This window comes from Pseudomonas sp. B2021, from assembly GCF_018135665.1.
Lineage (GTDB): Bacteria > Pseudomonadota > Gammaproteobacteria > Pseudomonadales > Pseudomonadaceae > Aquipseudomonas > Aquipseudomonas lactis.
In genome coordinates this window covers 4,585,198-4,611,097 of record NZ_SMOF01000001.1, presented here as the reverse complement: position 1 = coordinate 4,611,097, position 25,900 = coordinate 4,585,198, and the positions used below count along the sequence as shown (strand labels likewise).

Here is a 25,900-nt window from a genome sequence, read left to right as displayed (position 1 = left end):
ATTGCGCGCACCAGGACGGTGCGGCGCCTCCGCTTGGATTATTCAAGTGATTGATTATTAAGTGTTTATGCCGCTGGCACGGGCCTTGCGAAGGTTCTTGCGTCCGGGTGACAAGGAGTACGGCATGATCCGCACTTATTACGATGAAATGTACGATGGGGCAGGGCAGGTTCGCCCCCATTACCGCGAGTTCGCCCGTTGGCTGGCCGACACCCCTGCCGAACTGCTGGCCCAGCGCCGGCGTGAAGCCGATTTGCTGTTCCACCGCGCCGGCATCACCTTCACCCTCTACGGGGACGAACAAGGCACCGAGCGCCTGATCCCCTTTGACACCATCCCCCGCAGCATTCCGGCGAGTGAATGGCGGATTGTCGAGCGCGGCTGCATCCAGCGGGTCAAGGCGCTGAACCTGTTCCTCGCCGACCTGTACCACGACCAACGCATCATCAAGGCCGGCATCATTCCTGCCGAACAGGTACTGGCCAACGAGCAATATCAATTGGCAATGCAGGGCCTGGATTTGCACCGCGACATCTATTCGCACATCTCCGGGGTCGACCTCGTACGCGATGGCGACGGCACGTACTACGTGCTTGAAGACAACCTGCGCACGCCCAGCGGTGTGAGCTACATGCTCGAAGACCGCAAGATGATGATGCGTCTGTTCCCCGAACTGTTCGCGGCCCAGCGCATCGCACCCATCGACCATTACCCCAACCTGCTGCTCGACACCCTCAAAAGCGCCAGCCCCCTGGATAACCCCAGTGTGGTGGTGCTGACGCCCGGGCGTTTCAACAGCGCGTTCTTCGAACATGCCTTTCTGGCCCGGGAAATGGGCGTGGAGTTGGTCGAAGGCGCAGATTTGTTCGTGCGCGATGACCGTGTATTCATGCGCACCACCGACGGGCCCAAGGCTGTCGATGTGATCTACCGTCGCCTCGATGATGCATTTCTCGACCCCTTGGCATTCAACCCCGACTCCATGCTCGGTGTGCCCGGCCTGCTCGCCGCCTATCGCTGCGGCAATGTGGTGCTGGCCAATGCCATTGGCACCGGCGTCGCGGACGACAAATCGGTTTACCCGTTCGTCACTGAAATGATCCGCTTCTACCTCGACGAAGAGCCGATCCTGCAGAACGTTCCGACTTTTCAATGCCGTAAGCCTGACGAGTTGTCCCACGTACTGGCCAACCTGCCCGATCTGGTGGTCAAAGAAACCCAAGGCTCCGGTGGCTACGGCATGTTGGTCGGCCCTGCGTCTACAACCGCAGAAATCGAAGCGTTCCGGGCGCGTATCAAGGCTAAGCCACACGCTTATATCGCGCAGCCGACCCTGTGTTTATCCACGTGCCCGACCTTTGTCGAAAACGGCATCGCCCCACGTCACATAGACCTGCGCCCCTTCGTGTTGTCCGGCAAGGACACCCGCGTGGTACCGGGTGGCCTGACCCGCGTGGCGCTGCGCGAAGGCTCGTTGGTGGTCAACTCGTCCCAGGGCGGCGGAACCAAAGACACCTGGGTGGTCGAGGACTGATGCCATGTTGAGTAGAACTGCCTCGGATTTGTACTGGATGTCGCGCTACCTGGAACGCGCCGAAAACCTCGCGCGCATGCTCGATGTCAGCTATTCGCTGTCGCTGATGCCCCAGGACGGGCGCGGCGATGGCCTGCACGAATTGGCCATGCCGCTGTTGATCACCGGCACCCTGGAGGATTACCACGCGCGCCATGGCCCCTTGCACGCTGAACGCTTGCTGCACTTTTTTGCCCTGGACGCGGCCAACCCGGCGAGCATCTATAGCTGCCTGGGCGCGGCGCGGGCCAGTGCCCATGCGGTACGTGGGCGAATCACCGCCGACATGTGGGAAAACATCAACGCCACCTGGCTGGACATTCGCGATATCGCCCAGCAGGGGCTGAGCCACTACGGCATGAGCCGGTTTTGTGAGTGGGTCAAGGAGCGTTCCCACCTGTTCCGGGGGGCTACTTACGGCACCATCATGCGCAACGATGCCTTCCGCTTTATTCGCTTGGGCACCTTCATTGAGCGCGCCGATAACACCCTGCGCCTGCTGGATGCCCGCTACGAAATGGCCGGCGACCAGGCTGCAGCGGTCAGCGATGGCACGGCCCACGCGTATTACCAATGGAGTGCGTTGCTGCGTGCGCTGTCATCGTTCGAGGCCTACACCGAGATTTATCGCGATGCACCGGGGGCTCGGCAAGTGGCCGAGCTGCTGCTGTTACGCGCCGATGTGCCGCGTTCGCTGCGCGCTTGCAGCGAAGAGATCGACCAGATCCTCGCCAGCCTGCCCGGCATCAACGGCCGCCCGGCCCAGCGCCTGGCCGCCGAGATGGATGCGCGCCTGCGCTTTACCGCCATCGACGAAATCCTCGAGGAAGGCCTGCATGCCTGGCTGACCGACTTTATCCCCTTGGTCCGCCAGTTGGGCGACGCCATCTACAGTTCCTACCTGGAGGCGGCATGAGACTCTCCATCAGCCACGACACCACCTATCACTACGAAGACCTGGTGCGCGCCAGCATCCAGTACCTGCGCCTGACACCCCATGACAGCGAGCGCCAGCACGTGCTGAGCTGGCAACTCGACCTGCCACGCCCGGTGCGGGCCCAGGTGGACCCCTTCGGTAATATCTTGCATGTGCTCACCCTGGACGAGCCCCATGACGCCATCATCATTGGCGCCCGGGGCGTGGTGGAAATCGATGAATTGCGCGAGGCCGAACACGAAAGCCAGTCAGCTTTTCCGTTCCTGCGCTCTACGCGCCTCACCGAGCCCGACGACGCCCTGCGCGGCTTTGCCGAGCAACACTGCCATCAGCGTCGCGACCGCACCGCGCTTATCGACTTGATGCAGGCGCTTAACCACACCATGGTCTACACCCCTGGCGCGACCGACGTCGATACCTGCGCCGCCCAGGCCTTTGCAGCTGCCGCTGGGGTGTGCCAGGACCACACCCATGCGTTCCTGGCCTGCGCACGCAGCCTGGGGATCCCCGCGCGGTATGTGTCGGGGTATTTGTACACCGAAGACAGCGCGCACCTGGCCAGCCATGCCTGGGCCGAAGCCTGGCTGGATGACGCCTGGTACAGCTTTGACGTGACCAACCAACTGGCGCGGCCGGAGCGGCACTTGAAGCTGGCCGTGGGCCTGGACTATCTCGATGCCTGCCCGGTACGCGGCATGCGCCGTGGTGGTGGGCATGAGCAGATGCACGCCAAGGTATTCGTGGCGCCTCAGCAATGATCGCCCCCGCGCTCTGCGTTGCTTGATCGTTCCCACGCTCTGCGTGGGAATGCAGCCGAGGACGCTCCGCGTCCCAAAGCGTGACGCAGAGCATCACAAGAGGCGTTCCCACGCGGAGCGTGGGAACGATCGATACAGCGCAGGCTCAAGGTTGCAGTTTGCGGCCCGCCATATGCCGCAGATAGCCCACCAGCAAATCCAACTCATTGTCTGGCAATACACTGGCTGTAAACGCCGGCATCTTCGCCTGTGGCCAATGCCTCAGGCTTTGCGGGTCGCGGATGTAACGCTTGAGGAAATCGCCGCTGAAATACTCGGTGGGGTTGTAGGGCACATTCAGGTCCGGGCCCATCTGGGCATCACCGCCGCCATTGAGGCGGTGGCACGCCAGGCAGTTCTTCTGGAACAACGCAAAGCCCTGGTTGATCGGGTCGTTCGCCGCCAGTTTCGGGTCGGGCAATAGCGCCGGGAAACGCTCGCCAACCGTCTGCAACTGCTTGAATTTTGAGACTTGGAACGGCCACTGTTCGGGGCTGATATGCCCGGCTTGAGGGTTGGTCCAGACCAGATAGAACGGCCCGGCGCTGGGCTTGCCCTGTGCCAACGGTGGCCATGGATGGGCCGGGTCTTCCACGGCCAACCAGGCGCGGGCGCCGTTTTTTTCCAGTAAGGGCGCGGCGGCAAGTTCGGCGGCAAAACCATCAAGGGCAACGGCTTGCAGGTGGTTCGCAGGCTTAAGGCCCGGTAAGAGCGCCGCCAGGGGCACTGCACGGTAGGTCATCGTGCGCTTGTAGGACACATCATCGATGATCTGCACCGTTTGAGCGTCGGGGTGCTTGAGCAACTCGGCGGTCTGCCAGGTCTTTTGGCTGTGGTCCAACTCGATGGTCAAGGGTGCCGCCGCCGCAGGCAGGCTCAACAGCAGGGCAAAAAGGGCGAGGATCGGTTTCAAGGCACAGGCCCGTTGCGAGAGAGTGAGGGCGCACACGATAACGGAAAACGGCAGGTAAAAAGACAGCCCCTGCAACAGGCGCGCTAAGCGCAATGTCCTGGCAGGTGCTGCCAAAAGCGGCTGGCCTGGTGCGGTGTGAGCACGGAAGCTGGGAGTGTCACCCAATAACCTTGGGTAAATTGGGCAAGATCAGAATCAGGGTGGTGGCGAACAGAATAAGTCCCGCCTGACGTACTTTCGATTGTTTGAACATGGCTGACTGCCTTTTCTTTTGTTGTTATTCCTGAGCGTCAAATGCGTGCCGTTGTATCCAGTATCGCGAGGTGACGTTGCACTTTTCTTACAGCTGCTCCAGCAAAACCCGGCAGCAGCGTCTTACAGGTTCAACCTTAGAGCGCCCGTTCTTTCTGGCTTAGACCCATTTCATATCAGCTAATAATTATTTGCGCTAAAAACGGCATGAGGCTTATTGCCATCTTGGCGCCAACCCTAGGGCTAGACCGCTAAAACGATTAATCAGGGTTTTCCCATAGGGACCTACCGTTCGTCCGAGCGAGGGGGTCAAAAGCAATGAGCGCATCCGTCATTGAAACCGTGTCAATCGGGCCTAAGGTAGGGGCACACACCCACAGCGGTTCGAGGATGTCATGACCCAAGCTTTGATCTTTGATGCGATACGCACGCCCCGGGGTAAAGGCAAGGCCGACGGTGCCCTGCACAGCGTCAAACCGGTAAACCTGGTGGCTGGCTTGCTCACGGCGTTGGCGCAGCGCAGCGACCTCGACACCCGCCAAGTGGATGACATCGTCCTGGGCTGCGTCACTCCGGTGGGCGACCAAGGCGCCGATATCGCCAAGACCGCCGCGCTGGTGGCGGACTGGGACATCAGTGTGGCCGGTGTGCAGGTCAATCGCTTCTGCGCTTCAGGCCTGGAAGCGGTGAACCTGGGGGCAATGAAGGTGCGTTCCGGCTTCGAAGACCTGGTGGTGGTCGGCGGCGTCGAATCCATGTCCCGCGTACCCATGGGCAGCGATGGCGGCGCCTGGGTGCTCGACCCGCAAACCAATATGCACAGCCACTTCACGCCCCAAGGCATTGGCGCCGACCTGATCGCCACACTGGAAGGCTTCACGCGCCAGGATGTCGACAGCTTCGCCCTACAGTCCCAGCAGAAAGCCGCCAGGGCGCGGGCAGACGGTTCCTTCAATAAGTCGCTGATCGCGGTGCACGATCAGAACGGCATCGTGCTGCTGGACCATGACGAATTTATCCGTGGCGACTCAACCCTCGAGGGCTTGGGCAAGCTCAAGCCCAGCTTCGAAATGATGGGCCAGATGGGCTTCGATGCCACCGCGCTGCGGGTCTACAGCCACGTGGAGCGCATCCACCATGTGCACACGCCGGGCAACAGCTCCGGGATCGTGGACGGCGCCGCGCTGATGTTGATCGGCTCCGAGGCCAAGGGCCGCGAGCTGGGCCTGCAACCACGGGCGCGCATTGTCGCCACGGCGGTGACCAGCACCGACCCGACCATCATGCTCACCGGCCCCGCGCCGGCCACTCGCAAGGCGCTGGCCAAGGCCGGCCTGCGGGTTGAAGACATCGACCTGTTCGAAGTCAACGAAGCCTTTGCTTCGGTGGTGCTCAAGTTCATCAAGGACATGGGCATCGACGCCGCACGGGTCAATGTCAACGGCGGCTCCATCGCCATGGGCCACCCCTTGGGCGCCACTGGCTGCGCGATCCTCGGCACCTTGCTCGACGAGCTGGAGGTGCGCCAGCAACGCTACGGCCTGGCCACCTTGTGTGTCGGCGGTGGCATGGGTATCGCCACCATTATCGAACGCCTCTGAGCCTAAGGAATTTGTCATGACCGATGCCATTCGTTACGAAAAAGGCCAGGACCAGATCGTGGTGCTGACCCTCGACATGCCCGGCCAGAGCGCCAACACCATGAACGCTGCCTACCGCGAAGCCATGGCGGCCACCCTCACGCGCCTGGAAGCGGAAAAGAACGAGATCGCCGGGGTGGTGATCACCTCGGCCAAGAAAACCTTTTTTGCCGGCGGCGACCTCAATGAGCTGATCAAGGTCGACAAAGCCCAGGCCAAGGCGTTCTACGACAGTGTGTTGGTGTTGAAAGCGCAGTTGCGCCGCCTGGAAACCCTCGGCAAACCGGTGGTGGCTGCGATCAATGGCGCGGCCCTGGGCGGTGGGTGGGAGATTTGCCTGGCCTGCCACCACCGGGTTGCGCTGGACGACAAGTCAGTGCAACTGGGTTTGCCGGAAGTGACCCTTGGCCTGTTGCCAGGGGGCGGCGGCGTGGTGCGGATGGTGCGCATGCTTGGCCTGGAAAAAGCCTTGCCGTATTTGCTCGAAGGTAAAAAAGTCCGGCCTGCCCAGGCCCTGCAAGCGGGCTTGATTGATGAGGTGGCGGCGGATCGCGAGGCATTGCTGGCACAGGCCCGTGCCTGGGTTCTGGCTAATCCCGAAGTCAGGCAACCCTGGGACAACAAGGGCTACGCGATCCCCGGCGGCACGCCGTCCCACCCTAAAGTCGCGCAGATGCTCGCCATTGCGCCGTCGATTTTGCGCAGCAAGACCCAGGGCTGCTTCCCCGCGCCGGAGAAAATTCTTTGTGCCGCCGTCGAGGGCGCCCAAGTGGACTTCGATACCGCGCACCTGATCGAAACCCGCTACTTCACCGAACTGGTGACCGGGCAAGTGGCAAAAAACATGATCAGCACCTTCTGGTTCCAGCTCAACCAAATCAATGCCGGCAGCTCACGCCCCCAGGGCTATGCGCCCTACGTCACGCGTAAGGTCGGTGTGCTCGGCGCCGGGATGATGGGCGCGGGCATCGCCTATGTCAGTGCCTGTGCGGGTATCGAGGTGGTGCTCAAAGACATCACCCTGGCCGCCGCCGAAAAAGGCAAAGCCCATTCGGCTGCACTGCTGGACAAGAAGGTCAGCCGTGGGCAACTGACCGCCGAACAGCGCGAAACCACCCTGGCGCGCATTCATCCTACGCAGGATGACGCCGACCTGGCCGGCTGCGACCTGATTATCGAGGCCGTATTCGAAGACCGCGCACTCAAGGCCAAGGTCTCGGCTGCGGCGCAAAACGTGGTGGGGGCCGACGCGGTGATCGCCTCCAACACCTCCACCTTGCCCATCAGCGGCCTGGCCACGGCGGTGCCCGATCAAGCCAAGTTTATCGGCCTGCACTTCTTCAGCCCCGTGGACAAGATGCCCCTGGTGGAAATCATCAAGGGCGCGCGCACCAGCGACGAAACCCTGGCCCGAGGGTTTGACTTCGTACTGCAAATCAAGAAAACCCCGATTGTGGTCAATGACAGTCGCGGCTTTTTCACCTCGCGGGTATTCGGCACCTTTACCAACGAAGGCATCGCCATGCTCGGCGAAGGCGTGGCTGCGCCGATGATCGAGACCGAAGCGCGCAAGGCCGGGATGCCAGTGGGGCCGTTGGCGGTGTCCGATGAAGTGTCCCTGAGCCTGATGAGCCATATCCGACAGCAAACGGCCAAGGACCTGAAGGCCGAAGGCAAGGCCATGCCGAACCATCCGGCGACGGCGGTGATTGATCTGTTGGTGAACGAATACAAGCGCACGGGCAAGGCGGCAGGCGCTGGTTTTTACGACTATCCCGCTGGCGGCCAGAAGCACCTGTGGCCTGAGCTGAAAACCCGGTTCGAGCAGCCCGGCGAGCAAATCTCACCCCACGACGTGCGTGACCGCTTGCTGTTTATCCAAGCCATCGAAACCGTACGCTGCGTGGAGGAGGGCGTATTGATGTCCACGGCGGATGCCAACGTTGGTTCCATCTTCGGCATCGGCTTTGCCGCTTGGAGTGGCGGCGCGTTGCAGTTTATCAACCAGTACGGGCTGAGCGACTTCATCGCCCGCGCCCGCTACCTCGCTGAGGAGTATGGGGAGCGCTTCTCGCCACCGGCGTTATTACTGGAAAAAGCCGCAAAAGGCGCACTGTTTTAGACGTTCCACTGTAGGAGCGAGCTTGCTCGCGAAGAACGCACAGGCAACGCTTTTATCCAGGATACCTGCGTTATCGTTGACGTTTTTCGCGAGCAAGCTCGCTCCTACAGTGTGTGTGGGTGCCCATTGAGGGCTTGCTTTGGGGGGGTATTTCAGGGCAGGCTCTGGGTGTGCAATATTCCCATCGCCGTGTCAGGTATTTTTTATGTCGCTACGCGTCTGCATCCTGGAAACCGATATTCTGCGTCCCGCTTTGATCGATGAGTACCAAGGCTATGGGCAGATGTTCAAGCGCCTGTTCGCCAAGCAACCGATTGCCACCGAGTTTGTGGTCTACAACGTGGTGCAGGGCGAGTACCCACCGGATGACGAGGTGTTTGACGCGTACCTGATCACCGGCAGTAAGGCCGATTCGTTCGGAACCGACCCTTGGATCCAGACGCTCAAGACCTACCTGCTCACGCGCTATGAACGGGGCGACAAGCTGCTGGGTGTGTGCTTCGGCCATCAGTTGCTCGCGCTGCTGCTGGGCGGCAAGGCCGAACGTGCCAGCCAGGGCTGGGGCATGGGCACCCACGCTTACAAGCTGGATGCCAAGACGCCATGGATGAGTCCCGAGGTGCCGGAGTTGACGCTATTGATCAGCCACCAGGACCAAGTCACCACCTTGCCGCAAAACGCCACGGTGATCGCCTCCAGCGAATTCTGCCCGTTTGCCGCGTACCACATCGGCGACCAGGTGCTGTGCTTCCAGGGCCATCCGGAGTTTGTTCACGACTATTCCCGCGAGTTGCTGGAAATACTTCAGACAACCCTGGGTGAAAAGGTCTACAGCAACGGCGTGGCCAGCCTGGAACGCGACCACCACGGCGTCACCGTGGCGGAATGGATGATGCGCTTCGTTGCGCATCAGCCTGAAGCCAAGGCTTAAAGCCAGCCCGAACGCTTGAAGCTGGCCCATAACCCGGTACAGCCCAGGGTAATAAACCCGAGCACCGCAAAATAGCCGTAGTGCCATTGCAGCTCGGGCATGTTCTGGAAGTTCATCCCATAAATCCCCGCCACCGCCGTGGGGAACGCCAGGATCGCCGCCCATGCGGCGAACTTGCGCTGCACCACGCTCTGGCGCGAGGCCTCGAGCAGCACACCGATCTCGATGGTCTGGCTGGCAATGTCGCGCAAGGTGGTGAGGTCTTCCATCTGCCGCGTGACATGGATCTGCACGTCACGAAAATACGGGCGCATGTTCTTGTCGATAAACGGGAAGCTGAGCTTCTGCAACTCCTGGCTGATTTCCACCATGGGCGCCACATGCCGCTTGAGCCGCAACACATCGCGGCGCAGGCCGTGGAGGTGCTGGATATCACGCTCGTTGAGTGAACTGCAAAGCACGTTACGTTCCAGCTCATCGATCTCGACATGGATCGCCTCGCTCACCGGCTGATAGTTTTCGGTGACAAAATCCAGCAACGCATAGAGTACGAAATCTTCCCCATGCTCCAGCAACAACGGGCGCGCCTCACAACGCTGGCGCACAAAACCGTAGGACGCCGAGTGGCCGTTGCGTGCGGTGATGATGTAGCCGTTGCCGGCAAAGATATGGGTTTCGATAAACTCCAGCTTGCCGTTCTCGCGCACCGGTGAGTAGGTGACGATAAACAGCGCATCGCCGAAGGTTTCCAGCTTCGGGCGGCTGTGTTTTTCCATCGCGTCTTCGATCGCCAGTTCGTGCAGGTTGAACTGGCGTTGCAGGTTGTTCAATTCCTGGGCGCTGGGTTCTTCCAGGCCGATCCACACAAAGTGCCCAGGTTTGGCGGCCCAGGCCGCGCCTTCATCGAGGGTGATATCCGAGACTTTCTTACCGGCGCTGTAGACGGCAGCCGCAACAACTCTACCCATGGTGCTGATCACTTCTTATCAAGAGGACAGATGTTGGGCAGCTTAGCCTGAATGGCGTTCCGTTGTTGCTGGCTGATATCACTGATCGTTCCCACGCTCTGCGTGGGAATGCCGCCCGTGACGCTCCGCGTCACCCTAAGCGTGCGCCTACGCGCGTTGCAGTTCGCGGTCCATCTGTGCAATGCACTCATCCATCTGCGTCTGACACGTCAGCAGCAACTGAGGGATGTCATCCACCGTCAACCCACAGGTAGGAATCGGCGGCAACGAGCGTATCAGCACACTGCCACTGTCCCAACGATTGAGCTTCATCTGCGTCACATAGTTACTGACACACACCTGCACGATAGGCACACCGGCCGCAATCGCCATATGGAACGCGCCTTTTTTGAACGGCAACAACCCTTTGCCCAGGTTGCGCGTACCTTCCGGGAACACCCAGATTGACGTGTCCTCATGCTGCAAGGTATGCGTGGTCGTCAGCATCGCACGCCGGGCCTTGTGCGCATTGCCGCGGTCGATCAGCACATTGCCAGCCAGCCAGAACAGCTGGCCGAACAGCGGTACCCATTTCAGGCTTTTCTTGGCGATGCAGACCGTGCGATGGGGCACCACATTGCCGAACACAAACAGATCGTAGTTGGACTGATGATTAGCGATTACCACGCAGGTACCGGGCTTGTTGCGCAGCGAGTCGACGTCGGTCTTCACGTTCAAGCCCAGGATCCGCATGGCCGGCAACGCATACAGGCGAGCGCAGAGACGGCTGTTGTCCGGATTGAACGGCCGGCACACACCGACCAGCACACCCAGCACGCCGGCGATCATAAAATGCAGGCCCATCAACAACATACGCAACAGAAAAAGCATCGACACGGCCCATCGGGACAAAAGGTGGCGCAGTGTACGGATGTGCACTGTATTCGGCAATTGCCCCTACAGACGTAGGAGATAGCCGATGTTTAAGCGCATGTTTCCACATGGGCCGATAACGGCTAACTAGAGCGGTTATGGAAGTTTCACATTCATAGGTAAGAAAAAGCCCGACTCAAGGTCGGGCTCGGACACGAAGGGTGTAGGACTTAGCTCAGGCTATGGCCCTGATCCTGGATGATTGCATCGTCCAGGGCTTCGAGCAGTGCGCGGCGCACTTTCAACTTGGTGTGCTTGTGGGCGTTCATATTGATCTTCTTCAACTGCCGTGCCGCTTCCAGTGCAGCCGCTTGCAGTTCTTCCGGTGCAACCACCTTGTCGAGGAAACCTGCGTGCAGGGCGCCTTGTGGATCAAACATCTCGGCATTGATCACCGAACGCTGAAACGCCGACTTACGCAGGCGATCCCGCGCCAACTCGATACCGGCGTGGTGCATGGTCATGCCAATCGCCACTTCATTGAGGCCAATGCTGAACGGGCCGTCGACGCCGATACGGTAATCGGCCGACAACAACAGGAACGCGCCCTTGGCCACTGCATGACCGGGGCAGGCCACAATTACCGGGAACGGATGCGCCAACATCCGCCGCGCCAGGGTCGAACCCGAGGTCACCAGGCTAATCGCCTCTTTAGGGCCGGCGGTCATCACCTTCAAATCATAACCGCCCGACAAAATCCCCGGCGTGCCCGTGATGATCACCACCGCCCGATCCTTCTCGGCCTGATCCAGCGCCGCATTAAACTCACTGACCACCGCCGGAGAAATGGCATTCACCTTGCCGTTGCTCAGGGTCAGGGTCGCGATACCGTCTTCGAAGTGGTAGGCAATCAACTCACTCATGACGCGGTTCCTTGTAGGGCTTGTTATAGAGATAGATGCGCAGACGTTACTCACCACGCCCCCGCGGGTAAAGCGCCGTGACTGACTACCCAGTCAGGCTTTTGCCTCATCCCCAAGGGTAGACACCCCGGAGCAGGGCGCAGCAAGCGCTCCAGACGCGTGCCGCCGATGCCTGAGAATGGCACAATCACCACCCCCAGCCGGGCGGTGAATGGCATAACGGGCTAACCGCATGAAAATTCTGAAAAAAACCTTTGCCATCAGAAAGGCTTTCGACTACATTAGCGCGCCTCGACAGACTGAACTGGTTTGACGAGATACGGTGAAGTGTCCGAGTGGCTTAAGGAGCACGCCTGGAAAGTGTGTATACAAGAAATTGTATCGAGAGTTCGAATCTCTCCTTCACCGCCAAATTTATACCTAAAGGCCCCATAAATGGGGCCTTTTTGCATTCTGCGTATTCTGTTTCCCCACTCAGGTTTCGCATGGTTTGGTCCCGGGGCCTTTTGAGCCTTAAGCCTGCCATTGTACGAACTATCCTTTTTTAATCGTGATCTGGTTGGCCTCCTTTTTGATTAGGAGCCAGTTCAGGGGGCTGTTATTTGTGAGGTTTGTGCTGGCATTGGTTGATGATTAAAAGAGCCCCAGACGTCGGGGCTCAATCCGATTCTCTACTTCAACTGGGCGGGCGTTCCTTGGGTATTGAAGGTTGCCCAATCTAGCACCTGAGATACGACGATTCCGTCATCACTATCTATTAGCGTCCTAAAGTAGTCTCGGAGGCCAACTGCACTGGTGTTGTCGCGATTGAAGCACCAGAGAGACTCAAGGATACGCACCGCGCCAAATGTCGCTAGCATGTCATACAGAGGCTTATAGTTGCGTTGCTTTCGTAGGTCATATTCCAAAAAATACAGAGCCATATCGTCTCTCCTTATCGCGATTTGTCAGATTGAGATAGGACAGACGCAGCGAGCGTCTTCGTGGTATCGCTGTACTTCTCGGATTGCAGAACCTGCGAGGCCTTTGTCTCCATTGCTTTCCCTGTCTCCTTTGCAGAAGAGGATTGGGAGAGCGCAGATGCTGCTAAGCTTTTCGCAATGGCTGAGGCGTTAGGATCGCGAAGGGTTTCAGACGCCAGGGTGGCTACCTTCGGCGATGATTGCTTGGTGTTTTTGCTCATGATAGCGGTACCTATCTCAGTGGGATTTGCCCGCCTGAAAAAAGGCACCGTTGAGTAGGTTTCACAATCCATCGTTTGACGATGGGGTAGTGATTCGCTCTAATGCCGACTCTCAGGTCGGGTTACAACAACCGCTGGCTTGAGTGGGCGAGTGATTACGTTCTGTCCGGAAAAACGAAGCGTAATCACCCGCTGTCTTCTTACCTGCCCATGTTAGGGCACGGCCAACGCTAACCCCTACATGTAGGGTTTTTTTTTCGTCTGAACACAAGATAATGCGTTTTTGGAGGCTTAGCAACGCACTGCCTGTGGATAACGCTGTACGTAAAATGTGTATGAAACGTGGAACACCCTTGTAACCCGCATGGCTACTACATTCAGCCGTTTGTCACCGAATATTCTAAAATTTTCGTCAAAGGCTATTTTTTGACGGAAGGGGGTATTTCGATCAGGTTGGTGTCGTATTTCTATCTCTTGTTCTGGGTATACATACTAGAAAAGGGGGCGGATTTATTTGATTTTCGCTTCACCACCAATTTGAAGCAAACAACCCCTCTGGTTTTAGAACCCGGAAAAAGGGGACGGATTTATTTCGCTTCAGCGCTTTCGAAGCAAACAAAACCCCAGGTTTCAAAAGAAACCTGGGGTTTTGTAATTTTTGAGTTTGAAAAACCTGTTGTTCTTAGATTATGCGCACGGCACGTCCATCCGTCGCCCGATGACATCGAGCAAATCACACCCGTCACGCAGCGGAATTGAGCAGAGCAGCGCAAAATCACTCAGCACCACCGCATCACTACTGATTTCACTACGTAGAGCAAGGTTTTCAAGGACTTGAGTAACGGCACGAAGTCGATAGGTCGCTGCGTCGAGGAGTGTTTCCAGCGGCACGGTGGTATCGACAAAAAGGGCTGGTGTGGCGCTGTCGTTGCTGTTGAGTGCTATGTATTGGTTCATGCGTAAGTCCGTTCGCTTAGAGGGGTTGAAGCCACCTATTTGTCGCCAAACAAAAGGTGGCAACTGTACGCAGGTTGGCGAACCGGTATAAGAACGGACAAAGACCGGCAGACTCGAAGGTCTCCCACGCACAGCTACCATTGAGTAGCTTATTGCGTGCAGGGGCATCCCGCAAATCAGCCGGGAGGCTTTCTGCCATCTTATATTCGAGTCGCCAAACCCGGTCGCCATGTGGGCGACCGGGTGACTATAGACATAGCGTTTTTGGAACGGGAGCCCCCTATTTCTGCTAGGCGTGTAGGACGTTGCCTATAAGAAAGGCTATCTCGCGGCATTGGTCTAGTCGCCTCAGAGGACTCGAACGGAAAAAGGGGACGAATTTATTTACTTTATAGCCCGCACAGCGTTGTGTTTTATCGCTAACTTCGCCGACGGGAACCCTCATGTTATTTCCGGCTCAGGGTTGCTACCGAAAGTCCGGAAACAACAAAGGTGAAACCCGCGCCCGGAATCGACCAAAGCAGTCAAAAGCCAGATCGCCGAGTCGTTGTGTGTGGCGTATGTTGACGCCGTCGGCAATGAAGTGGGTGAGTTTAAGGGAAAGGCGTTTTTCGGCACGGCCCGCGCGGCTACCGATAGACTGGACGCCTCAATTTTTCAGGATGCAATACTCATGTTCAAAGTTGCCCTCGCTTCCTTGCTGTTGACCTGCACCTTTTGCGCTCACGCCGGTACGACGGTCGATGTATCGAAAATTTACGGCAAAATCCAGTTCGTGGACAGCTATCCCGACTACAAGGTGAAGGTGGTGAATCAATTTCCCGACCTCAAAGTAAAGAAGGTGGATTCCTGGCCGGACTCTGTCGGGAAATGGCAAACCGTCGATAGCTATCCTGATTACAAGATCCAGATTGTCGACTCCTATCCGGACTTCACTATTGAATATGTAGAGAGCTGGCCTGGAGTCAATTGATCGCGGTAAACCGTTGCAGGTGGTCTGAGACGGCTTGTGGGGCGGGCTGGTGATCAGCCAGGGCAGGGCCTGTAAAACCGTAGTCCTTCTTCTGACTCTCTCTGTTGATCTGGCCCAAGCTGTTAAACAAATCGGGTATCTTTAGCCGCCTCAGCCGCAGCGCATGATCGTTTGTTTAGGGAAGAATGGAATGACACTCAGGGTGTTGGTAGTCGGTGGCTACGGCAATTTCGGCAGCATCGTTTGCCGGCATCTGGTGGTGGCGCCGGGCATTGAACTGGTGATCTCGGGTCGCGATCCACATAAGCTGCAGCGCAAGGTGGATGAGCTGAAAAGCCAGTCGAACACCGCTTGCGAGGGTTGGTGCGGCGATGCCATGGGCGCCGGGTTCGCCTCCGTTTTGCGTTCGATGAACATCAAGTGGGTGATCCACACCGGCGGCCCGTTCCAGGGGCAGTCCTATGCTGTCGCCCAGAGTTGCATCGACGCTGGCGTGAACTACTGCGACTTGTCCGACTGCCGCACCTTCGTCAACGGCGTGAGCGTGCTGGATGCACAAGCACGGCAGGCAGGCGTGGCGATCCTTAGCGGGTGCAGCTCCGTGCCGACGCTGTCGTGCGCCATCATCGATCAGTATCGCTATCGCTTCACCCGTATCGACTCGATCGAGCACGGTATTTCCTCCTCGGCCAAGATGCCGGGCCTGTCCACCGTCGAAGGTGTGCTGGCTTATGCGGGCAAACCAATCAAGCAGCTCAGGCATGGCCAGGTGCATGAAGTGCTGGGCTGGCAGGACCTGACGCTGCGCAAAATGCCTGCGCTTGGCACGCGGGTGTTGGCGAATGTGGATGTGCCCGACATGGACATCTTTGCTGGCCGCTATGGTGCCCACACCCTGAGCTTCAAGGCTGGTGCGGGGCTCAAGCTTGGCGGTGTCGCCAACTATCTGCTGGCCCAGGCGCTGCGGTGGGGCGTCGTGCGTGACCCTCTTGCCTGGGCTGCGCGGCTGCATCGGCTGGGTACTTGGTTCGAGCGTTTTGGCGATGGCAAAAGCGCGATGTACATCGACGTGAACGGCCTCGGTGCAGAAGGGCAACCGCTGTCCCTGGCGGTGCAACTGACGGCGCTGAATGACAAAGGCCCGGAAATTCCCAGCTGTGCCGCCGTTGCTCTGGCCCTCAAAGTCGCCCAAGGCTATGGGCCTGAACCCGGTGCGCGGCCGTGCGTTGGCGAAATCACCGTCGACGAATACATGGCTGCCATCAACGACCCGGCGAACCTTAGCCTGGCCGTGCATTTCTCTGACGGGCAGGGCTGACCATGCTCTATCTGAGCCTGAAATACATCCACATCATCGCGGCGATTTTCCTGTTTGGCTTCGGCATGGGCTCGTATCTGTATCTGATCGCCGCGAGCCGTACGGCCAACCCGCAAGTGATTGCCCATGTGGCGCGGATGGTGGTGCAGTTCGATACCTGGATCACTACGCCGGCGGGCGTCGTCCAGATCATTACCGGCTTTGTGTTGATCAAGCTTGCCGGACTTGGGTTGACCACCGAATGGGTGCTGACTTCGCTGATCATCTTCCTGTGTGTGGGGGCTCTTTGGCTCCCGGTGCTGGTGCTGCAGAAGCGTTTGCAGCAGATGGCGCTCAGTGCGGCTGAGACGGGCAGGGCGCTTGGTGATGGATACCACGGCGTCTATAGGCAATGGTTCTGGATGGGTGTTTTGGGTTTCTCTGGGATGTTTGTGATCGTGCTGATCATGGTGACGAAGATGACGCCATGGCAGTTGATTGGGCTGTTGCTGGATGGCTGACATCAGCGCTGGCCGTTGCACTTGAGGCACTCGGGCTGAAATAAATGCTGTTCAGGGCTTGGTATTCCAAGCCACCGCACACAACGCCAACCCCGCCACATTCAGCGACACAGGATTAAACGCTTCCCTGAGTATCGACGGACTGAACACCGCCACATCCACCAGCAGCCCCGCCAGCGCAGTCGCAGCCACTACAAGCGGCCAGACACTGCGTGGCGAAAGCAGTATCCATATCGCCAGGGCAATTTCCCCAACCCCCGCCAGCGTGGCGAACAACCGCACCTGCTCGATCCCGTGCGCCTGGATCATTGCCCGCTCACCCTGGCTTAGCCACAGCAGCTTCGGCACCAGCCCATGGTAGGCAAACATGAAAGCCAGGCCGCCCCGGGCGATCCAGTTGATGCGCAACAGGGGGTTCATGGCTGATCCTTTAAAAAGCGCTGTTCATGGTCCGCGTTCGGCAACAGACAGGTATCGTATTTCCCGAACAGCCGATAGCGATTGCGCGCGATGCGGTCGTAAGCCCAATCCCGAAGAAAGCGCGGGATGCCGCGCAGGAGCAGCATTGGGCGCCAGCGGGCAGGCAGTTGCGCAATGATTTCCAACACCGCCTCCGAACGCTCCCAACAGTGCCGATCGCGGATCACTGCGAGGGTGTCGAACTGCTCCAGCGGCAACCCCGCCCACGCCAGCAGCGCCTGACCCTCGGGTGACTGCACGGCGGCTAATCGCAAGCGCCGTTGGTGGTCGTGGCGGATCAGAAACCTTGCCCAACCGTTACACAGCTTGCACACCCCGTCGAACAACACCACGGTTTCACCGGGCTTGAGGAATGGCGCGGGCGTAGGGCGGGTGTCGGAGGCAGGCATGTGTGTAGGTCCAGTCGGGCCGGGTTGGCCTGGATCGTACCTGCCTTCGCCTGCACTGTAATGTTTGGAGCCACTCCCACTGGGCTTCAGGATTGGAGAATACCGAAGTCTTTTCGTACCAAACGATCATCAATGCCTATGCCGATGATGCACATCCGGAAAATGCGCGTGGCTGTGGGTCATCACCTTGTGAACATGCACATGACTGTGCGGCTGCGCCGGATCCCACTCAAACCCATGCTCATGCTGGTGATGTTCATCATGCACATGCCAATGCCCATGTTCCGTTGCCTCATGCAGATGCTCATGGGCATGCCGCTCCGTCAGGTGCAGCCACACGCCTACGGCCATCAGTGCCGAGGCAATCCAGAACGCCACGGTCACCGACTCGCCAAATACCAGCAACGCCACTGCGGCACCGAGAAAGGGTGCCGTGGAGAAGTAAGCGCCGGTGCGCGCGCTGCCCAGTCCGCGGAGGGCCAGCACGAACATCACCAGGCTGATGCCATAGCCGAGGAAACCTACCAGTAGAATCGGCGCCAGTTGCGCCACGCCCGGAATCTGCGCCCCCAGGTAAAGCGCCAGGCTGCAATTCACCAACCCCGCAATCAAGCCCTTGGCCCCAGCGATAAAGAGCGCGTCAGACGCCGACACCTTGCGCGTCAGGTTGTTATCAATGCCCCAGCACAAACACGCCAGCGCAACGGCGAGCGGTCCGGTCCAGTCCTGATGGCTGCTGTCAGCACCGGACCACGACAACACCACGCCGCCCAACACAATGGCAAGCATGCCGAGGACGATGCGTCGGTCGGCGTTTTCGCGGAACACGACCCAGGCGATCACGGCGGTCAGTACCGATTCAAGGTTGAGCATCAGGGAGGCGCTGGCGCTGGTGGTGCGGGTCAGGCCGAACATCAGTGCAACGGGGCCGAGGAGGCCGCCGAAGGCGATGGCGCCAAGTAGCCAGGGCCATTCCGATGGGGTTAGCCCGGTAGGTTTCCAGCCGCGATCACGGATCAAGCGCACACCGGCAAGGCCAATGCCGCTGCCGAGGTAGAGCAGGCCGGCGAGCAGGATGGGCGAGAGGCCCAGGCCAAGACTTTTGGCGAGCGGGGTGCTGGCGCCGAACAGGGCGGCGGCCGCGAGGGCGTAAATGATGCTGAGGTTCATGGGCCATCCTCGAAAGTCAGGCCCATGATACGTCGCTTGCCGGGGTCAGCGCCCTGGCAATTTCGTACTTTATTGCGCGGTTTTCAGCTTGATCACATCACCGGAGATTTTGGTGGTGTAGCCGTTCAATACCCAAGCCCAGAACCACTTTTCCTGCACTTGTGTGTTGATCAACGCGTCGCCGCCCTTGGCCTTGATGGCTGCATCCTGGGCGCGTACGAAGCGGTTGTTCTGGCCGATGGGGATGACGCCCAGCAGCATGATGCCGGTGGCGCTGGCTTCGCTGTGGCCGAGGACGGTGTATTGGCTGGCGTCGTATTGCTGGGTTTTCATGGCGGTGCCGGTGCAACCTGCCAGGGTGAAACCAAGTACGGCTGCTGCAACGACTTTACTGACGTATTTCACTCATAACTCCATAGGTTCAATCTCGAGATTCAATTCTCGGGGGGGCGACACTCTAAGCGCTCAGTTGGCAGATTGAAATCAATCAGCGAGGCTGGGTCGCAGTCTGGCGGGTACTGCGCGGTGATCCCATTGCAGCCTGGTTGGGGCTCGACAGCGCCCACATTTATTCTTCGGCGTGTCAGAGATGCAGCCACGCCAGGCCACCCAACATCACCGCCACCCCGCCGGCGGTGTACGACATGCGTTTGAGCCATTCCTTGCGCGTGAGCAGGGTAATCGCCGCCAATGAAATCGCGATCTGAATCGCCGTCATCGCCTGGGCCCAGCGATGGTGCTGGTGCAGCGCTTCCTCGGATTTGTGGTCCCAGTCCCGTGAAGTGGCCTCAAGCGTTTCGGCCTGTTTACGCACTTCTTCCTTCTGGCGCTTGTAGCGCTCGATCTCCGCCTGGTAATGCGCCGCATCCACGCCGGGAATATGGCTGGCCAGTTCTGCCAGGTTCTGGCGGCTGGATTTGGCCTGGTAGTAGTTCCACTGGTTAGCGGCTTCGGTCTTGATGATGGCGGCGTTGTTCTTGTCCATCGCAGCTTCACTTTCGCTGGAGCCGGCCTGATAGCTGAGCATGGCACCGACGGTCGCCATGATCGCGGTCATCACGGCGATACGACTGGCAAAGCTATCGCCGCGGCCGTGAGCATGCTCGGTGGTGTGTTCAAGGTGTTTTTCGTGGGGGCTGGGAACTTCGAAGGCTTCGGACATGGGGCGACCGCGAACGGATTGAGGTGCGCTGATTGTTCACCAGCGCAGCTGTCTCAAGCCTGTACGTAACGCTGCAAACCTGCCACCAGTGCATCGAATGTCACCCGGCAGCGTGGGCTGTTGCGCAGGTCTTCGTGCATGCTTACCCAAGTGTCCATTTTAAACGCGAAGCCGTCAGGCAGCACTCGGCGCAGACGTGGGTCGCGCTGGGCCAGTTGTACCTGGCACCCACCGATGCCGGCACCGGCGCGGATCATTGCCAGTTGCGCCAGGTCGCTGTCGCTACTGATGGCGAAGGCGTTGCGCTCAAAACCCTTGATTGCCAGGCTGCGGATAAATGCAGTGGCTTGATCAAAGCCGATGACGGAGTGGCCGGCCAGGTCGTGCATGTGTTGGGGGATGCCGTGTTGCTGCAGGTAATCGTCACGGGCATGCAGGCCGACTTCGATCAGGCCGATACGCCGCGCCAGCAGCTGCTCCTGGCTGGGGCGCACCATGCGCACGGCAATGTCGGCTTCCAGCTGCAGCAGGTCGCTCAAGCGGTTGGTCAGCACCAGTTCCACCTTCAGGTGCGGGTGTTCCCGGCGCAATTGCGTGATGATCGGCGGCAGTACCTCCACACCCACCACTTCACTGGCCGATACTCGTACCACGCCGCGCACCTCATCGCCTTGGGACGAGGCGGCGCGTTCAAGGGCGGCGGCGGTACGCGCCATGGTTTCTGCATGCGCCCGCAGTGTGTGGGCGACCGTAGTGGGTAATAAGCCTGAGGGCGAGCGGGTGAACAACACGACGCCCAGCGCCGTTTCCAGCGCGGCGATGTGCCGCCCTACCGTGGGTTGGGTGATGCCGAGCTGCCGTGCGGCCCCCGACAGCGATCCTTCCTTGAGTACACCGAGAAATGACCGGTAAAGCTCCCAACCGATATTCGTAGCCATACATAAATGTATAGCGGCTCGATACTCTTGGGCAATTCCTCTATAGCTGTTCCGCATCCAACATACCCTCATCAACCAACAGTGGGAGAGGGTGATGAGCAAGGTTCTGGTTTTGGGTGCAACCGGTGGCATTGGTGGCGAAGTGGCGCGGCAGTTGAGCGCCGCGGGCTGGGAGGTGCGGGCGTTGACTCGGGATCTGATCAAGGCTCGCAGCCAAAATCCTGTTTTTACGTGGCTAAAAGGCGATGCCCTGAATCGCGACGACGTGATCGCGGCCGCCCGGGGCTGCGCGGTAATCGTGCACGGCGTCAATCCGCCGGGTTATCGCAAATGGGCCGAGTGGGTGTTGCCGATGATCGACAACTCCATTGCGGCGGCCATCTGCGAAGGCGCGACAGTCGTGCTGCCCGGCACGGTCTACAACTTCGGGCCGGATGCATTCCCTGTGCTGCACGAAGACTCACCCCAGCACCCGCTGACTCGCAAGGGCGCGATCCGTGTGCAGATGGAGCAGCGCTTGCGAGCCGCTTCCACTCAGGGCGCCCGGGTGGTGATTGTGCGCGCTGGGGATTTTTTCGGCGCCAGGGTGGCCAATAACTGGTTTGCCCAAGGCTTGGTCAAACCCGGCAAACCGGTGCACACCATCCGCTACCCAGGCGATTACGGCGTGGCCCATCAATGGGCTTATCTGCCGGACGTAGCGCGTACAATGCTTGAGTTGATTGAGCGTCGTGCCAGTCTTGGCGCCTTCGCCTGCTTTCATATGGCTGGGTACATGGATGCGGACGGTACGCAGATGGCTAAGACGATCCAGCGTGTGGTGCTGCGCAGGACGGGCCAGCAACCCAGGGTCGGCGCGTTTCCCTGGTGGTTGTTGAACTGGGCGGCGCCTTTTGTCGTCACCGTGCGTGAGATGCAGGAGATGCGCTACCTGTGGCAAACACCGTTGCGCCTGGATAACCAGCGCCTGCTCGCGACGCTCGGCCATGAGCCCCACACACCGCTGGAACAGGCGGTGGAGGCCACCCTGGTTGGCCTGGGTTGCCTGCCTACTTGCGTTTGATCAGGCGTGCATACACGGCGAGGTTGACCACCACCACCACGGCCCCCAGCACTAATTGAGTATTCGCAGTCAGCCCGGCTGGGTAGATCATCGTCAGAATGTAATGCTCGATAAACCCACCGCCATAACCATCCTGCCCGGCCAAGTGGCGAAACAGGTTTTCCCAACGGGTGAGGGGGCAGGGCAGGTGCAGCACCTCCACCGCGATGCCCCAGGCAACCGCGGGCAAGTGCAGCCACATTAACTTGGGCCACTTCAGGGTGAGCAGGCCGCCGAACAGCACGAACAGGATAAAGGCCAGGTGGAACAGCACGAGGCCGTCAGCGGCTAGGCGGTAGAGCATGTTTGAGCTCGATGTGAGTAAAGGAATACGTGAAATTTTGCAGGGTGACGTTATAGCTCCAGTTGACTGGCATTGATACCGAACGCCTTGGCAATCTTTTCCCGCGTGGTGCGGCGGGGTTTGCTGACCGCTTCCTGCTGGGCAAATGCCGATTGTGAAATACCCAGGCGTTGGGCGACTTCTTCCTGGGTCAAGCTTAGGTGCTCGCGCCACGCGCGGATAGGTGTTGCGCCATCCACCAGGCGGCTGACTACCGCATGGGGAATCAGGTTTGGATTGTTTTGCTGCGCCACATAGTGTTCATAGGGAATCACCACATAGGCTGGCTTGCCCTGCGTATTGTGGATGATCTGTACGGCAGTAGGTTCGCTCGTCACGTTTTTTAACCTCTTGGATGCTGACGACCTGGATGCTGCCGTCCCAGTCGAAAAGGACCCGGTAATGACCTACCCGCAAGCGATAGCTGTGAGGATGGTTAACCAGCACCTTGACGTTGATTGCATCGGGCATGTGTTCAAGAGCGGACACGGCATCGCGTACCTGTTGCTGATGATACGAATGCAACCGAAGCAATTGTTTGACGGCTTTTCGGGTCCATTGGATTGAGTTCATGGAGGTTAATAAGTCTTTTATAAGGTTTGCAATCGGTATTTTCAGATTCGTGTCGACGGGTCATGACGTTGTCCTCTCAAACCCTAGCTGGCCGCCGTCAGCGCCGAGGGTTAAAACTGTTGCGTGGTATGAATCAACGGTTGGTCCACGAAGGTTGCTTGCAGGCAACGAGGGCCGTTATTGTGCTGAATCCTTTTAGTCCTCGCCCCAAGGTTGTGTTGTGATGAATGCACCGCGTACCGCTGTCCCGATCAAGGCCGTGATTTTCGATATGGACGGGTTGTTGCTGGATACCGAAGGCATCTACACCGAAGTCACGCAGATCATTGCCGAACGCTATGGCCGTACCTACGACTGGGGCATCAAGCAGCACATCATCGGGCGCGGTGCTCAGGATTTGGCCGATTACGTGGTCAAGGCACTGGACCTTCCGATCACGCCCGCCGAGTTTCTGGAAATACGCGAACCGCTGATGAGCGAGCGTTTTCCCAAGGCCCTGGGCATGCCCGGCGCCGAGGCGTTGGTACGGCACTTGAAGGCGCACAATATTCCAATTGCGGTGGGCACCAGTTCATCGCGTAATTCGTTTGGCCACAAGACCACCTTGCACCGTGAATGGTTTGGCCTGTTCGACACCATCGTCACCGCCGACGACCCGGAAGTCGGCGCCGCCAAGCCCGCGCCGGACATCTTCCTTACCGCCGCGCGCCGCTTGGGTGTGGCGCCTGAGGATTGCCTGGTGTTCGAAGACTCGCCGTTCGGCGTGACGGCGGCGAAGGCTGCCAACATGACCGCTATTGCGGTGCCCGATGAGGCGATGGCTGACAGCAAGTACCAGCATGCTGACCAGATTATTCGCAAGCTCGCCGACTTTGACCTGGCCGCCTACGGCTTGCCTCCCATGGCCTGACCCCGCGCGGTCAAAAATGTGGGAGCGGGGTTGCCTGCGAAAGCGGTAGCGCAGTGACAGATGTGCCACTGACACACCGCCTTCGCGGGCAAGCCCGCTCCCACATTTGGTGTGCGGTTTTGCAAAATCAGGCGCTGAACCCACCATCAATGGTCAGGCTGGCGCCCGTGATATAGCCCGCTTCCGGTCCGGCCAGATACGCCACAAAACTGGCGATCTCCTCCACATGCCCATACCGACCTACCGCCATCAACCCGATCAGGCTTTCGGCAAAATCGCTGTTCGCCGGGTTCATGTCGGTGTCCACCGGCCCAGGCTGCACGTTGTTGATGGTGATGCCACGTGGCCCCAGGTCCCGCGCCAATCCCTTGGTCAACCCCACCAGCGCCGCCTTGCTCATGGCGTAGGGCCCGCCACCGCCAAAGGGCATGCGTTCGGCGTTGGTGCTGCCGATATTGATCACGCGGCCACCTTCGCCCATATGCTTGGCGGCTTCCTGGGTGGCGATAAATACGCTGCGTACGTTGATCGCCAAGGTCTGGTCGAAGTCTTCCAGCTTGAATTCGTCCAGTGGGGCGATGGCCAGCACGCCAGCGTTATTCACCAGGATATCCAGGCGTCCAAACGCCTCGACCGTGGCGTTGACCGCCGCGCGAATCGCCGTGGCATCAGCGCTGTCGGCCTGTATCGCCAAGGCTTTGCCGCCTTCGCTGATCACCTCGTTCTGCAACGCTTGGGCCTTGGCGGCTGAGCTGACGTAGGTAAAGGCAACCGCTGCGCCTTGAGCGGCGAGGCGCTTGACGATGGCGGCGCCGATGCCGCGGGAACCGCCTTGAATCAAGGCGACTTTGCCGGTGAGGTTGTGTGTGGTCATGTCGATCTCCGAGGTAGTTGATGGAGCGAGTATCGACCTCACCCGCGCAGCTCGGTAGCCCGTGGTTGCTATAGTCTGTGTAAACCAAAAGTTTAGAGTGGGGCCATATGGAAAGCTTTGGCAGTATCGAATGCTTTGTGCGCAGCGCCGAGGGTGGCAGCTTTGCCGAGGCTGCACGGCACCTGAGCCTCACGCCTGCTGCAGTGGGTAAAAGCGTCGCCAAGCTGGAGGCGCGCCTCGGTGTGCGGCTGTTCCAGCGCAGCACTCGGCGCCTGGCGCTGACCGAAGCCGGTAAAATGTTCCTGGAGGAAGTCAGCGGCAGCCTCACCACCATTCAGAATGCGGTCGCCAACCTGGCCAGTGCCGAAGGGCGGCCGGTGGGCACGCTCAAGGTCAGCATGGGGCCAGTGTTCGGCAATCGGTACGTGGTGCCGTTGTTGGGCGAATTCATGCAGCGCTTTCCGGATATCAGCCCGGACTGGCACTTCGATAATCGCCAGGTCGACCTGATCGGGCAAGGCTTCGATGCAGCCATCGGTGGCGGGTTTGAGCTGCCCCAAGGCGTGGTGGCGCGCAAGTTGACCCCGGCGCACCGGGTGCTGGTGGCATCGCCGGATTACCTGGCGCGACGCTTGCCGGTGCGGGCGCCCGAGGATCTGTCGCACTGCCTCGGCATCTTGATCCGCTCGCCGCAGACAGGCCGGGTGCGTTCGTGGCAACTGACCCATCGTGAGCGCGAGCACAGCCCACTGGTACTGAAGCCGGCCATGACCATGAGCGACTCCGAAGCCGCTTGCTGCGCCAGTGCCCAGGGCCTTGGTATCGCGCTGGTGAGCATGCCGATGGCCGTGCCGTTCTTGGACAGCGGGGCGTTGGTGCGAGTGTTACCCGATTGGTATGTGGACGACGGCAATATTTCCATCTACTACGCCGAGCATAAATTGCTGCCGGGCAAGACGCGGGTGTTTGTGGATTTCGTTATTGAGCAGTTTGCCGAGCAGAAACTGGCTCAACGGTTCAGTGCTATCTGAGCACGGCCTTACATCGAGTCGTGGCCATCGCGGGCAAGCCCGGCTCCCACATGGGGTCCCGATCACTGTGGGAGCCGGGCTTGCCCGCG

The 25,900-nt window shown here is 59.3% G+C and carries 27 protein-coding genes, 1 tRNA gene and 1 pseudogene; 13 read left to right on the top strand and 16 right to left on the bottom strand.

Annotated elements, in window-relative coordinates:
- Positions 1–124 precede the first annotated feature (124 nt).
- Genes E1K68_RS20635 through E1K68_RS20625 form a run of 3 tightly spaced genes read left to right on the top strand, consistent with a single transcriptional unit; the run spans position 125 to position 3,268 of the window.
- Positions 125–1,534, top strand: coding sequence for a circularly permuted type 2 ATP-grasp protein (locus tag E1K68_RS20635; RefSeq protein ID WP_003193461.1), 1,410 nt, complete (start codon positions 125–127; stop codon positions 1,532–1,534).
- A 4-nt stretch (positions 1,535–1,538) separates the two neighbouring features.
- Positions 1,539–2,489, top strand: coding sequence for an alpha-E domain-containing protein (locus E1K68_RS20630; RefSeq protein ID WP_003193459.1), 951 nt, complete (start codon positions 1,539–1,541; stop codon positions 2,487–2,489).
- Entirely contained in the window at positions 2,486–3,268 is a 783-nt protein-coding gene (locus tag E1K68_RS20625; protein ID WP_212614600.1) for a transglutaminase family protein, read from the top strand. Before E1K68_RS20630 ends, E1K68_RS20625 begins: the two co-directional genes overlap by 4 nt.
- Before the next feature lie 145 nt (positions 3,269–3,413).
- Here the strand turns inward: E1K68_RS20625 and E1K68_RS20620 are convergent, their stop codons facing one another.
- Complete coding sequence (locus E1K68_RS20620) at positions 3,414–4,220, bottom strand: cytochrome c (protein ID WP_137205386.1); 807 nt, start codon at positions 4,218–4,220, stop codon at positions 3,414–3,416.
- Between the two features lie 647 nt (positions 4,221–4,867).
- Between E1K68_RS20620 and E1K68_RS20615 the strand changes: the two genes are divergently transcribed.
- The 3 genes from E1K68_RS20615 to E1K68_RS20605 all read left to right on the top strand — a co-directional run bounded on the left by E1K68_RS20615 (position 4,868) and on the right by E1K68_RS20605 (position 9,165).
- Positions 4,868–6,073 carry an acetyl-CoA C-acetyltransferase gene (locus E1K68_RS20615; RefSeq protein WP_003193454.1) on the top strand — a complete coding sequence of 402 codons (1,206 nt, stop codon included), beginning with the start codon at positions 4,868–4,870 and terminating at the stop codon, positions 6,071–6,073.
- Positions 6,074–6,089: 16 nt separating this feature from the next.
- A complete protein-coding gene (locus tag E1K68_RS20610) occupies positions 6,090–8,234 on the top strand; it encodes a 3-hydroxyacyl-CoA dehydrogenase NAD-binding domain-containing protein (RefSeq protein ID WP_212614599.1) in 2,145 nt (714 codons plus the stop codon).
- 205 nt (positions 8,235–8,439) lie between these two features.
- Positions 8,440–9,165: an amidotransferase gene (locus E1K68_RS20605; RefSeq protein WP_212614598.1), complete on the top strand. Its 726-nt coding sequence runs from the start codon at positions 8,440–8,442 to the stop codon at positions 9,163–9,165.
- Here the strand turns inward: E1K68_RS20605 and E1K68_RS20600 are convergent.
- The 3 genes from E1K68_RS20600 to E1K68_RS20590 all read right to left on the bottom strand — a co-directional run bounded on the left by E1K68_RS20600 (position 9,162) and on the right by E1K68_RS20590 (position 11,908).
- Positions 9,162–10,133 carry a magnesium and cobalt transport protein CorA gene (locus tag E1K68_RS20600; RefSeq protein ID WP_212614597.1) on the bottom strand — a complete coding sequence of 324 codons (972 nt, stop codon included), beginning with the start codon at positions 10,131–10,133 and terminating at the stop codon, positions 9,162–9,164. The genes E1K68_RS20605 and E1K68_RS20600 overlap by 4 nt on opposite strands.
- Positions 10,134–10,280: 147 nt before the next feature.
- Complete coding sequence (locus E1K68_RS20595; protein WP_054920500.1) at positions 10,281–11,003, bottom strand: 1-acylglycerol-3-phosphate O-acyltransferase; 723 nt, start codon at positions 11,001–11,003, stop codon at positions 10,281–10,283.
- Between the two features lie 212 nt (positions 11,004–11,215).
- Positions 11,216–11,908 (bottom strand): crotonase/enoyl-CoA hydratase family protein, encoded by a 693-nt coding sequence (locus E1K68_RS20590; RefSeq protein ID WP_212614596.1) that lies wholly within the window; start codon positions 11,906–11,908, stop codon positions 11,216–11,218.
- A gap of 321 nt (positions 11,909–12,229) precedes the next feature.
- On the opposite strand from E1K68_RS20590, the gene E1K68_RS20585 reads away from it, so the two are divergent.
- Positions 12,230–12,319 (top strand) — tRNA-Ser (locus E1K68_RS20585).
- Between the two features lie 523 nt (positions 12,320–12,842).
- Here E1K68_RS20585 and E1K68_RS20580 read toward each other — a convergent pair.
- Positions 12,843–13,091 (bottom strand): hypothetical protein, encoded by a 249-nt coding sequence (locus E1K68_RS20580; protein ID WP_212614595.1) that lies wholly within the window; start codon positions 13,089–13,091, stop codon positions 12,843–12,845.
- Positions 13,092–13,778: 687 nt separating this feature from the next.
- Positions 13,779–14,048: a short-chain dehydrogenase gene (locus E1K68_RS20575; protein WP_212614594.1), complete on the bottom strand. Its 270-nt coding sequence runs from the start codon at positions 14,046–14,048 to the stop codon at positions 13,779–13,781.
- A 673-nt stretch (positions 14,049–14,721) separates the two neighbouring features.
- Between E1K68_RS20575 and E1K68_RS20570 the strand changes: the two genes are divergently transcribed.
- The 3 genes from E1K68_RS20570 to E1K68_RS20560 all read left to right on the top strand — a co-directional run bounded on the left by E1K68_RS20570 (position 14,722) and on the right by E1K68_RS20560 (position 16,839).
- Complete coding sequence (locus E1K68_RS20570; RefSeq protein WP_003193360.1) at positions 14,722–15,021, top strand: hypothetical protein; 300 nt, start codon at positions 14,722–14,724, stop codon at positions 15,019–15,021.
- Positions 15,022–15,211: 190 nt separating this feature from the next.
- Positions 15,212–16,339, top strand: coding sequence for a saccharopine dehydrogenase NADP-binding domain-containing protein (locus tag E1K68_RS20565; RefSeq protein ID WP_212614593.1), 1,128 nt, complete (start codon positions 15,212–15,214; stop codon positions 16,337–16,339).
- Between the two features lie 2 nt (positions 16,340–16,341).
- On the top strand, positions 16,342–16,839 hold the full coding sequence (locus E1K68_RS20560) for a DUF2269 domain-containing protein (RefSeq protein ID WP_212614592.1): 498 nt from the start codon (positions 16,342–16,344) through the stop codon (positions 16,837–16,839).
- A gap of 51 nt (positions 16,840–16,890) precedes the next feature.
- Here the strand turns inward: E1K68_RS20560 and E1K68_RS20555 are convergent, their stop codons facing one another.
- From E1K68_RS20555 to E1K68_RS20530, 6 genes are all read right to left on the bottom strand, one after another.
- Positions 16,891–17,259: a DoxX-like family protein gene (locus tag E1K68_RS20555; protein WP_212614591.1), complete on the bottom strand. Its 369-nt coding sequence runs from the start codon at positions 17,257–17,259 to the stop codon at positions 16,891–16,893.
- Positions 17,256–17,708 carry a thiol-disulfide oxidoreductase DCC family protein gene (locus E1K68_RS20550; RefSeq protein ID WP_212614590.1) on the bottom strand — a complete coding sequence of 151 codons (453 nt, stop codon included), beginning with the start codon at positions 17,706–17,708 and terminating at the stop codon, positions 17,256–17,258. Before E1K68_RS20550 ends, E1K68_RS20555 begins: the two co-directional genes overlap by 4 nt.
- A gap of 129 nt (positions 17,709–17,837) precedes the next feature.
- On the bottom strand, positions 17,838–18,878 hold the full coding sequence (locus E1K68_RS20545; protein ID WP_169912531.1) for a DMT family transporter: 1,041 nt from the start codon (positions 18,876–18,878) through the stop codon (positions 17,838–17,840).
- Positions 18,879–18,947: 69 nt separating this feature from the next.
- Complete coding sequence (locus E1K68_RS20540) at positions 18,948–19,283, bottom strand: hypothetical protein (RefSeq protein WP_003193349.1); 336 nt, start codon at positions 19,281–19,283, stop codon at positions 18,948–18,950.
- Positions 19,284–19,461: 178 nt separating this feature from the next.
- On the bottom strand, positions 19,462–20,040 hold the full coding sequence (locus E1K68_RS20535; RefSeq protein WP_003193347.1) for a DUF4337 domain-containing protein: 579 nt from the start codon (positions 20,038–20,040) through the stop codon (positions 19,462–19,464).
- A 53-nt stretch (positions 20,041–20,093) separates the two neighbouring features.
- The gene (locus E1K68_RS20530; protein WP_014719515.1) at positions 20,094–20,978 is read right to left on the bottom strand and encodes a LysR family transcriptional regulator; all 885 of its coding nucleotides are present in this window, start codon (positions 20,976–20,978) and stop codon (positions 20,094–20,096) included.
- Positions 20,979–21,072: 94 nt separating this feature from the next.
- On the opposite strand from E1K68_RS20530, the gene E1K68_RS20525 reads away from it, so the two are divergent.
- Positions 21,073–22,041 (top strand): NAD-dependent epimerase/dehydratase family protein, encoded by a 969-nt coding sequence (locus E1K68_RS20525; protein WP_014719514.1) that lies wholly within the window; start codon positions 21,073–21,075, stop codon positions 22,039–22,041.
- Here E1K68_RS20525 and E1K68_RS20520 read toward each other — a convergent pair.
- The 3 genes and pseudogenes from E1K68_RS20520 to E1K68_RS20510 form a co-directional block, all read right to left on the bottom strand.
- Positions 22,028–22,384 (bottom strand): DUF2784 domain-containing protein, encoded by a 357-nt coding sequence (locus E1K68_RS20520; protein ID WP_169912532.1) that lies wholly within the window; start codon positions 22,382–22,384, stop codon positions 22,028–22,030. The genes E1K68_RS20525 and E1K68_RS20520 overlap by 14 nt on opposite strands.
- Positions 22,385–22,434: 50 nt before the next feature.
- Positions 22,435–22,761, bottom strand: coding sequence for a helix-turn-helix transcriptional regulator (locus tag E1K68_RS20515; RefSeq protein ID WP_212614589.1), 327 nt, complete (start codon positions 22,759–22,761; stop codon positions 22,435–22,437).
- Positions 22,745–22,996, bottom strand: a pseudogene (locus E1K68_RS20510) (type II toxin-antitoxin system RelE/ParE family toxin); the annotation flags it as partial. The pseudogene E1K68_RS20510 and the gene E1K68_RS20515, both read right to left, overlap by 17 nt.
- Before the next feature lie 223 nt (positions 22,997–23,219).
- Between E1K68_RS20510 and E1K68_RS20505 the strand changes: the two are divergent.
- Complete coding sequence (locus E1K68_RS20505; protein WP_003193342.1) at positions 23,220–23,906, top strand: HAD-IA family hydrolase; 687 nt, start codon at positions 23,220–23,222, stop codon at positions 23,904–23,906.
- A gap of 127 nt (positions 23,907–24,033) precedes the next feature.
- Here the strand turns inward: E1K68_RS20505 and E1K68_RS20500 are convergent, their stop codons facing one another.
- Complete coding sequence (locus tag E1K68_RS20500; RefSeq protein WP_003193340.1) at positions 24,034–24,780, bottom strand: 3-oxoacyl-ACP reductase family protein; 747 nt, start codon at positions 24,778–24,780, stop codon at positions 24,034–24,036.
- Positions 24,781–24,887: 107 nt separating this feature from the next.
- On the opposite strand from E1K68_RS20500, the gene E1K68_RS20495 reads away from it, so the two are divergent.
- On the top strand, positions 24,888–25,811 hold the full coding sequence (locus E1K68_RS20495) for a LysR family transcriptional regulator (protein ID WP_192001620.1): 924 nt from the start codon (positions 24,888–24,890) through the stop codon (positions 25,809–25,811).
- Positions 25,812–25,900 lie beyond the last annotated feature (89 nt).

What these genes read in the sequence shown, in the direction of transcription:
- E1K68_RS20635 (WP_003193461.1), top strand. Translation starts at nt 125, where the DNA reads ATGATCCGCACTTATTACGATGAAATGTACGATGGGGCAGGGCAGGTT.
- E1K68_RS20630 (WP_003193459.1), top strand. Translation starts at nt 1,539, where the DNA reads ATGTTGAGTAGAACTGCCTCGGATTTGTACTGGATGTCGCGCTACCTG.
- E1K68_RS20625 (WP_212614600.1), top strand. Translation starts at nt 2,486, where the DNA reads ATGAGACTCTCCATCAGCCACGACACCACCTATCACTACGAAGACCTG.
- E1K68_RS20615 (WP_003193454.1), top strand. Translation starts at nt 4,868, where the DNA reads ATGACCCAAGCTTTGATCTTTGATGCGATACGCACGCCCCGGGGTAAA.
- E1K68_RS20610 (WP_212614599.1), top strand. Translation starts at nt 6,090, where the DNA reads ATGACCGATGCCATTCGTTACGAAAAAGGCCAGGACCAGATCGTGGTG.
- E1K68_RS20605 (WP_212614598.1), top strand. Translation starts at nt 8,440, where the DNA reads ATGTCGCTACGCGTCTGCATCCTGGAAACCGATATTCTGCGTCCCGCT.
- E1K68_RS20600 (WP_212614597.1), bottom strand. Translation starts at nt 10,133, where the DNA reads ATGGGTAGAGTTGTTGCGGCTGCCGTCTACAGCGCCGGTAAGAAAGTC.
- E1K68_RS20595 (WP_054920500.1), bottom strand. Translation starts at nt 11,003, where the DNA reads ATGCTTTTTCTGTTGCGTATGTTGTTGATGGGCCTGCATTTTATGATC.
- E1K68_RS20590 (WP_212614596.1), bottom strand. Translation starts at nt 11,908, where the DNA reads ATGAGTGAGTTGATTGCCTACCACTTCGAAGACGGTATCGCGACCCTG.
- E1K68_RS20580 (WP_212614595.1), bottom strand. Translation starts at nt 13,091, where the DNA reads ATGAGCAAAAACACCAAGCAATCATCGCCGAAGGTAGCCACCCTGGCG.
- E1K68_RS20575 (WP_212614594.1), bottom strand. Translation starts at nt 14,048, where the DNA reads ATGAACCAATACATAGCACTCAACAGCAACGACAGCGCCACACCAGCC.
- E1K68_RS20570 (WP_003193360.1), top strand. Translation starts at nt 14,722, where the DNA reads ATGTTCAAAGTTGCCCTCGCTTCCTTGCTGTTGACCTGCACCTTTTGC.
- E1K68_RS20565 (WP_212614593.1), top strand. Translation starts at nt 15,212, where the DNA reads ATGACACTCAGGGTGTTGGTAGTCGGTGGCTACGGCAATTTCGGCAGC.
- E1K68_RS20560 (WP_212614592.1), top strand. Translation starts at nt 16,342, where the DNA reads ATGCTCTATCTGAGCCTGAAATACATCCACATCATCGCGGCGATTTTC.
- E1K68_RS20555 (WP_212614591.1), bottom strand. Translation starts at nt 17,259, where the DNA reads ATGAACCCCCTGTTGCGCATCAACTGGATCGCCCGGGGCGGCCTGGCT.
- E1K68_RS20550 (WP_212614590.1), bottom strand. Translation starts at nt 17,708, where the DNA reads ATGCCTGCCTCCGACACCCGCCCTACGCCCGCGCCATTCCTCAAGCCC.
- E1K68_RS20545 (WP_169912531.1), bottom strand. Translation starts at nt 18,878, where the DNA reads ATGAACCTCAGCATCATTTACGCCCTCGCGGCCGCCGCCCTGTTCGGC.
- E1K68_RS20535 (WP_003193347.1), bottom strand. Translation starts at nt 20,040, where the DNA reads ATGTCCGAAGCCTTCGAAGTTCCCAGCCCCCACGAAAAACACCTTGAA.
- E1K68_RS20530 (WP_014719515.1), bottom strand. Translation starts at nt 20,978, where the DNA reads ATGGCTACGAATATCGGTTGGGAGCTTTACCGGTCATTTCTCGGTGTA.
- E1K68_RS20525 (WP_014719514.1), top strand. Translation starts at nt 21,073, where the DNA reads ATGAGCAAGGTTCTGGTTTTGGGTGCAACCGGTGGCATTGGTGGCGAA.
- E1K68_RS20520 (WP_169912532.1), bottom strand. Translation starts at nt 22,384, where the DNA reads ATGCTCTACCGCCTAGCCGCTGACGGCCTCGTGCTGTTCCACCTGGCC.
- E1K68_RS20505 (WP_003193342.1), top strand. Translation starts at nt 23,220, where the DNA reads ATGAATGCACCGCGTACCGCTGTCCCGATCAAGGCCGTGATTTTCGAT.
- E1K68_RS20500 (WP_003193340.1), bottom strand. Translation starts at nt 24,780, where the DNA reads ATGACCACACACAACCTCACCGGCAAAGTCGCCTTGATTCAAGGCGGT.
- E1K68_RS20495 (WP_192001620.1), top strand. Translation starts at nt 24,888, where the DNA reads ATGGAAAGCTTTGGCAGTATCGAATGCTTTGTGCGCAGCGCCGAGGGT.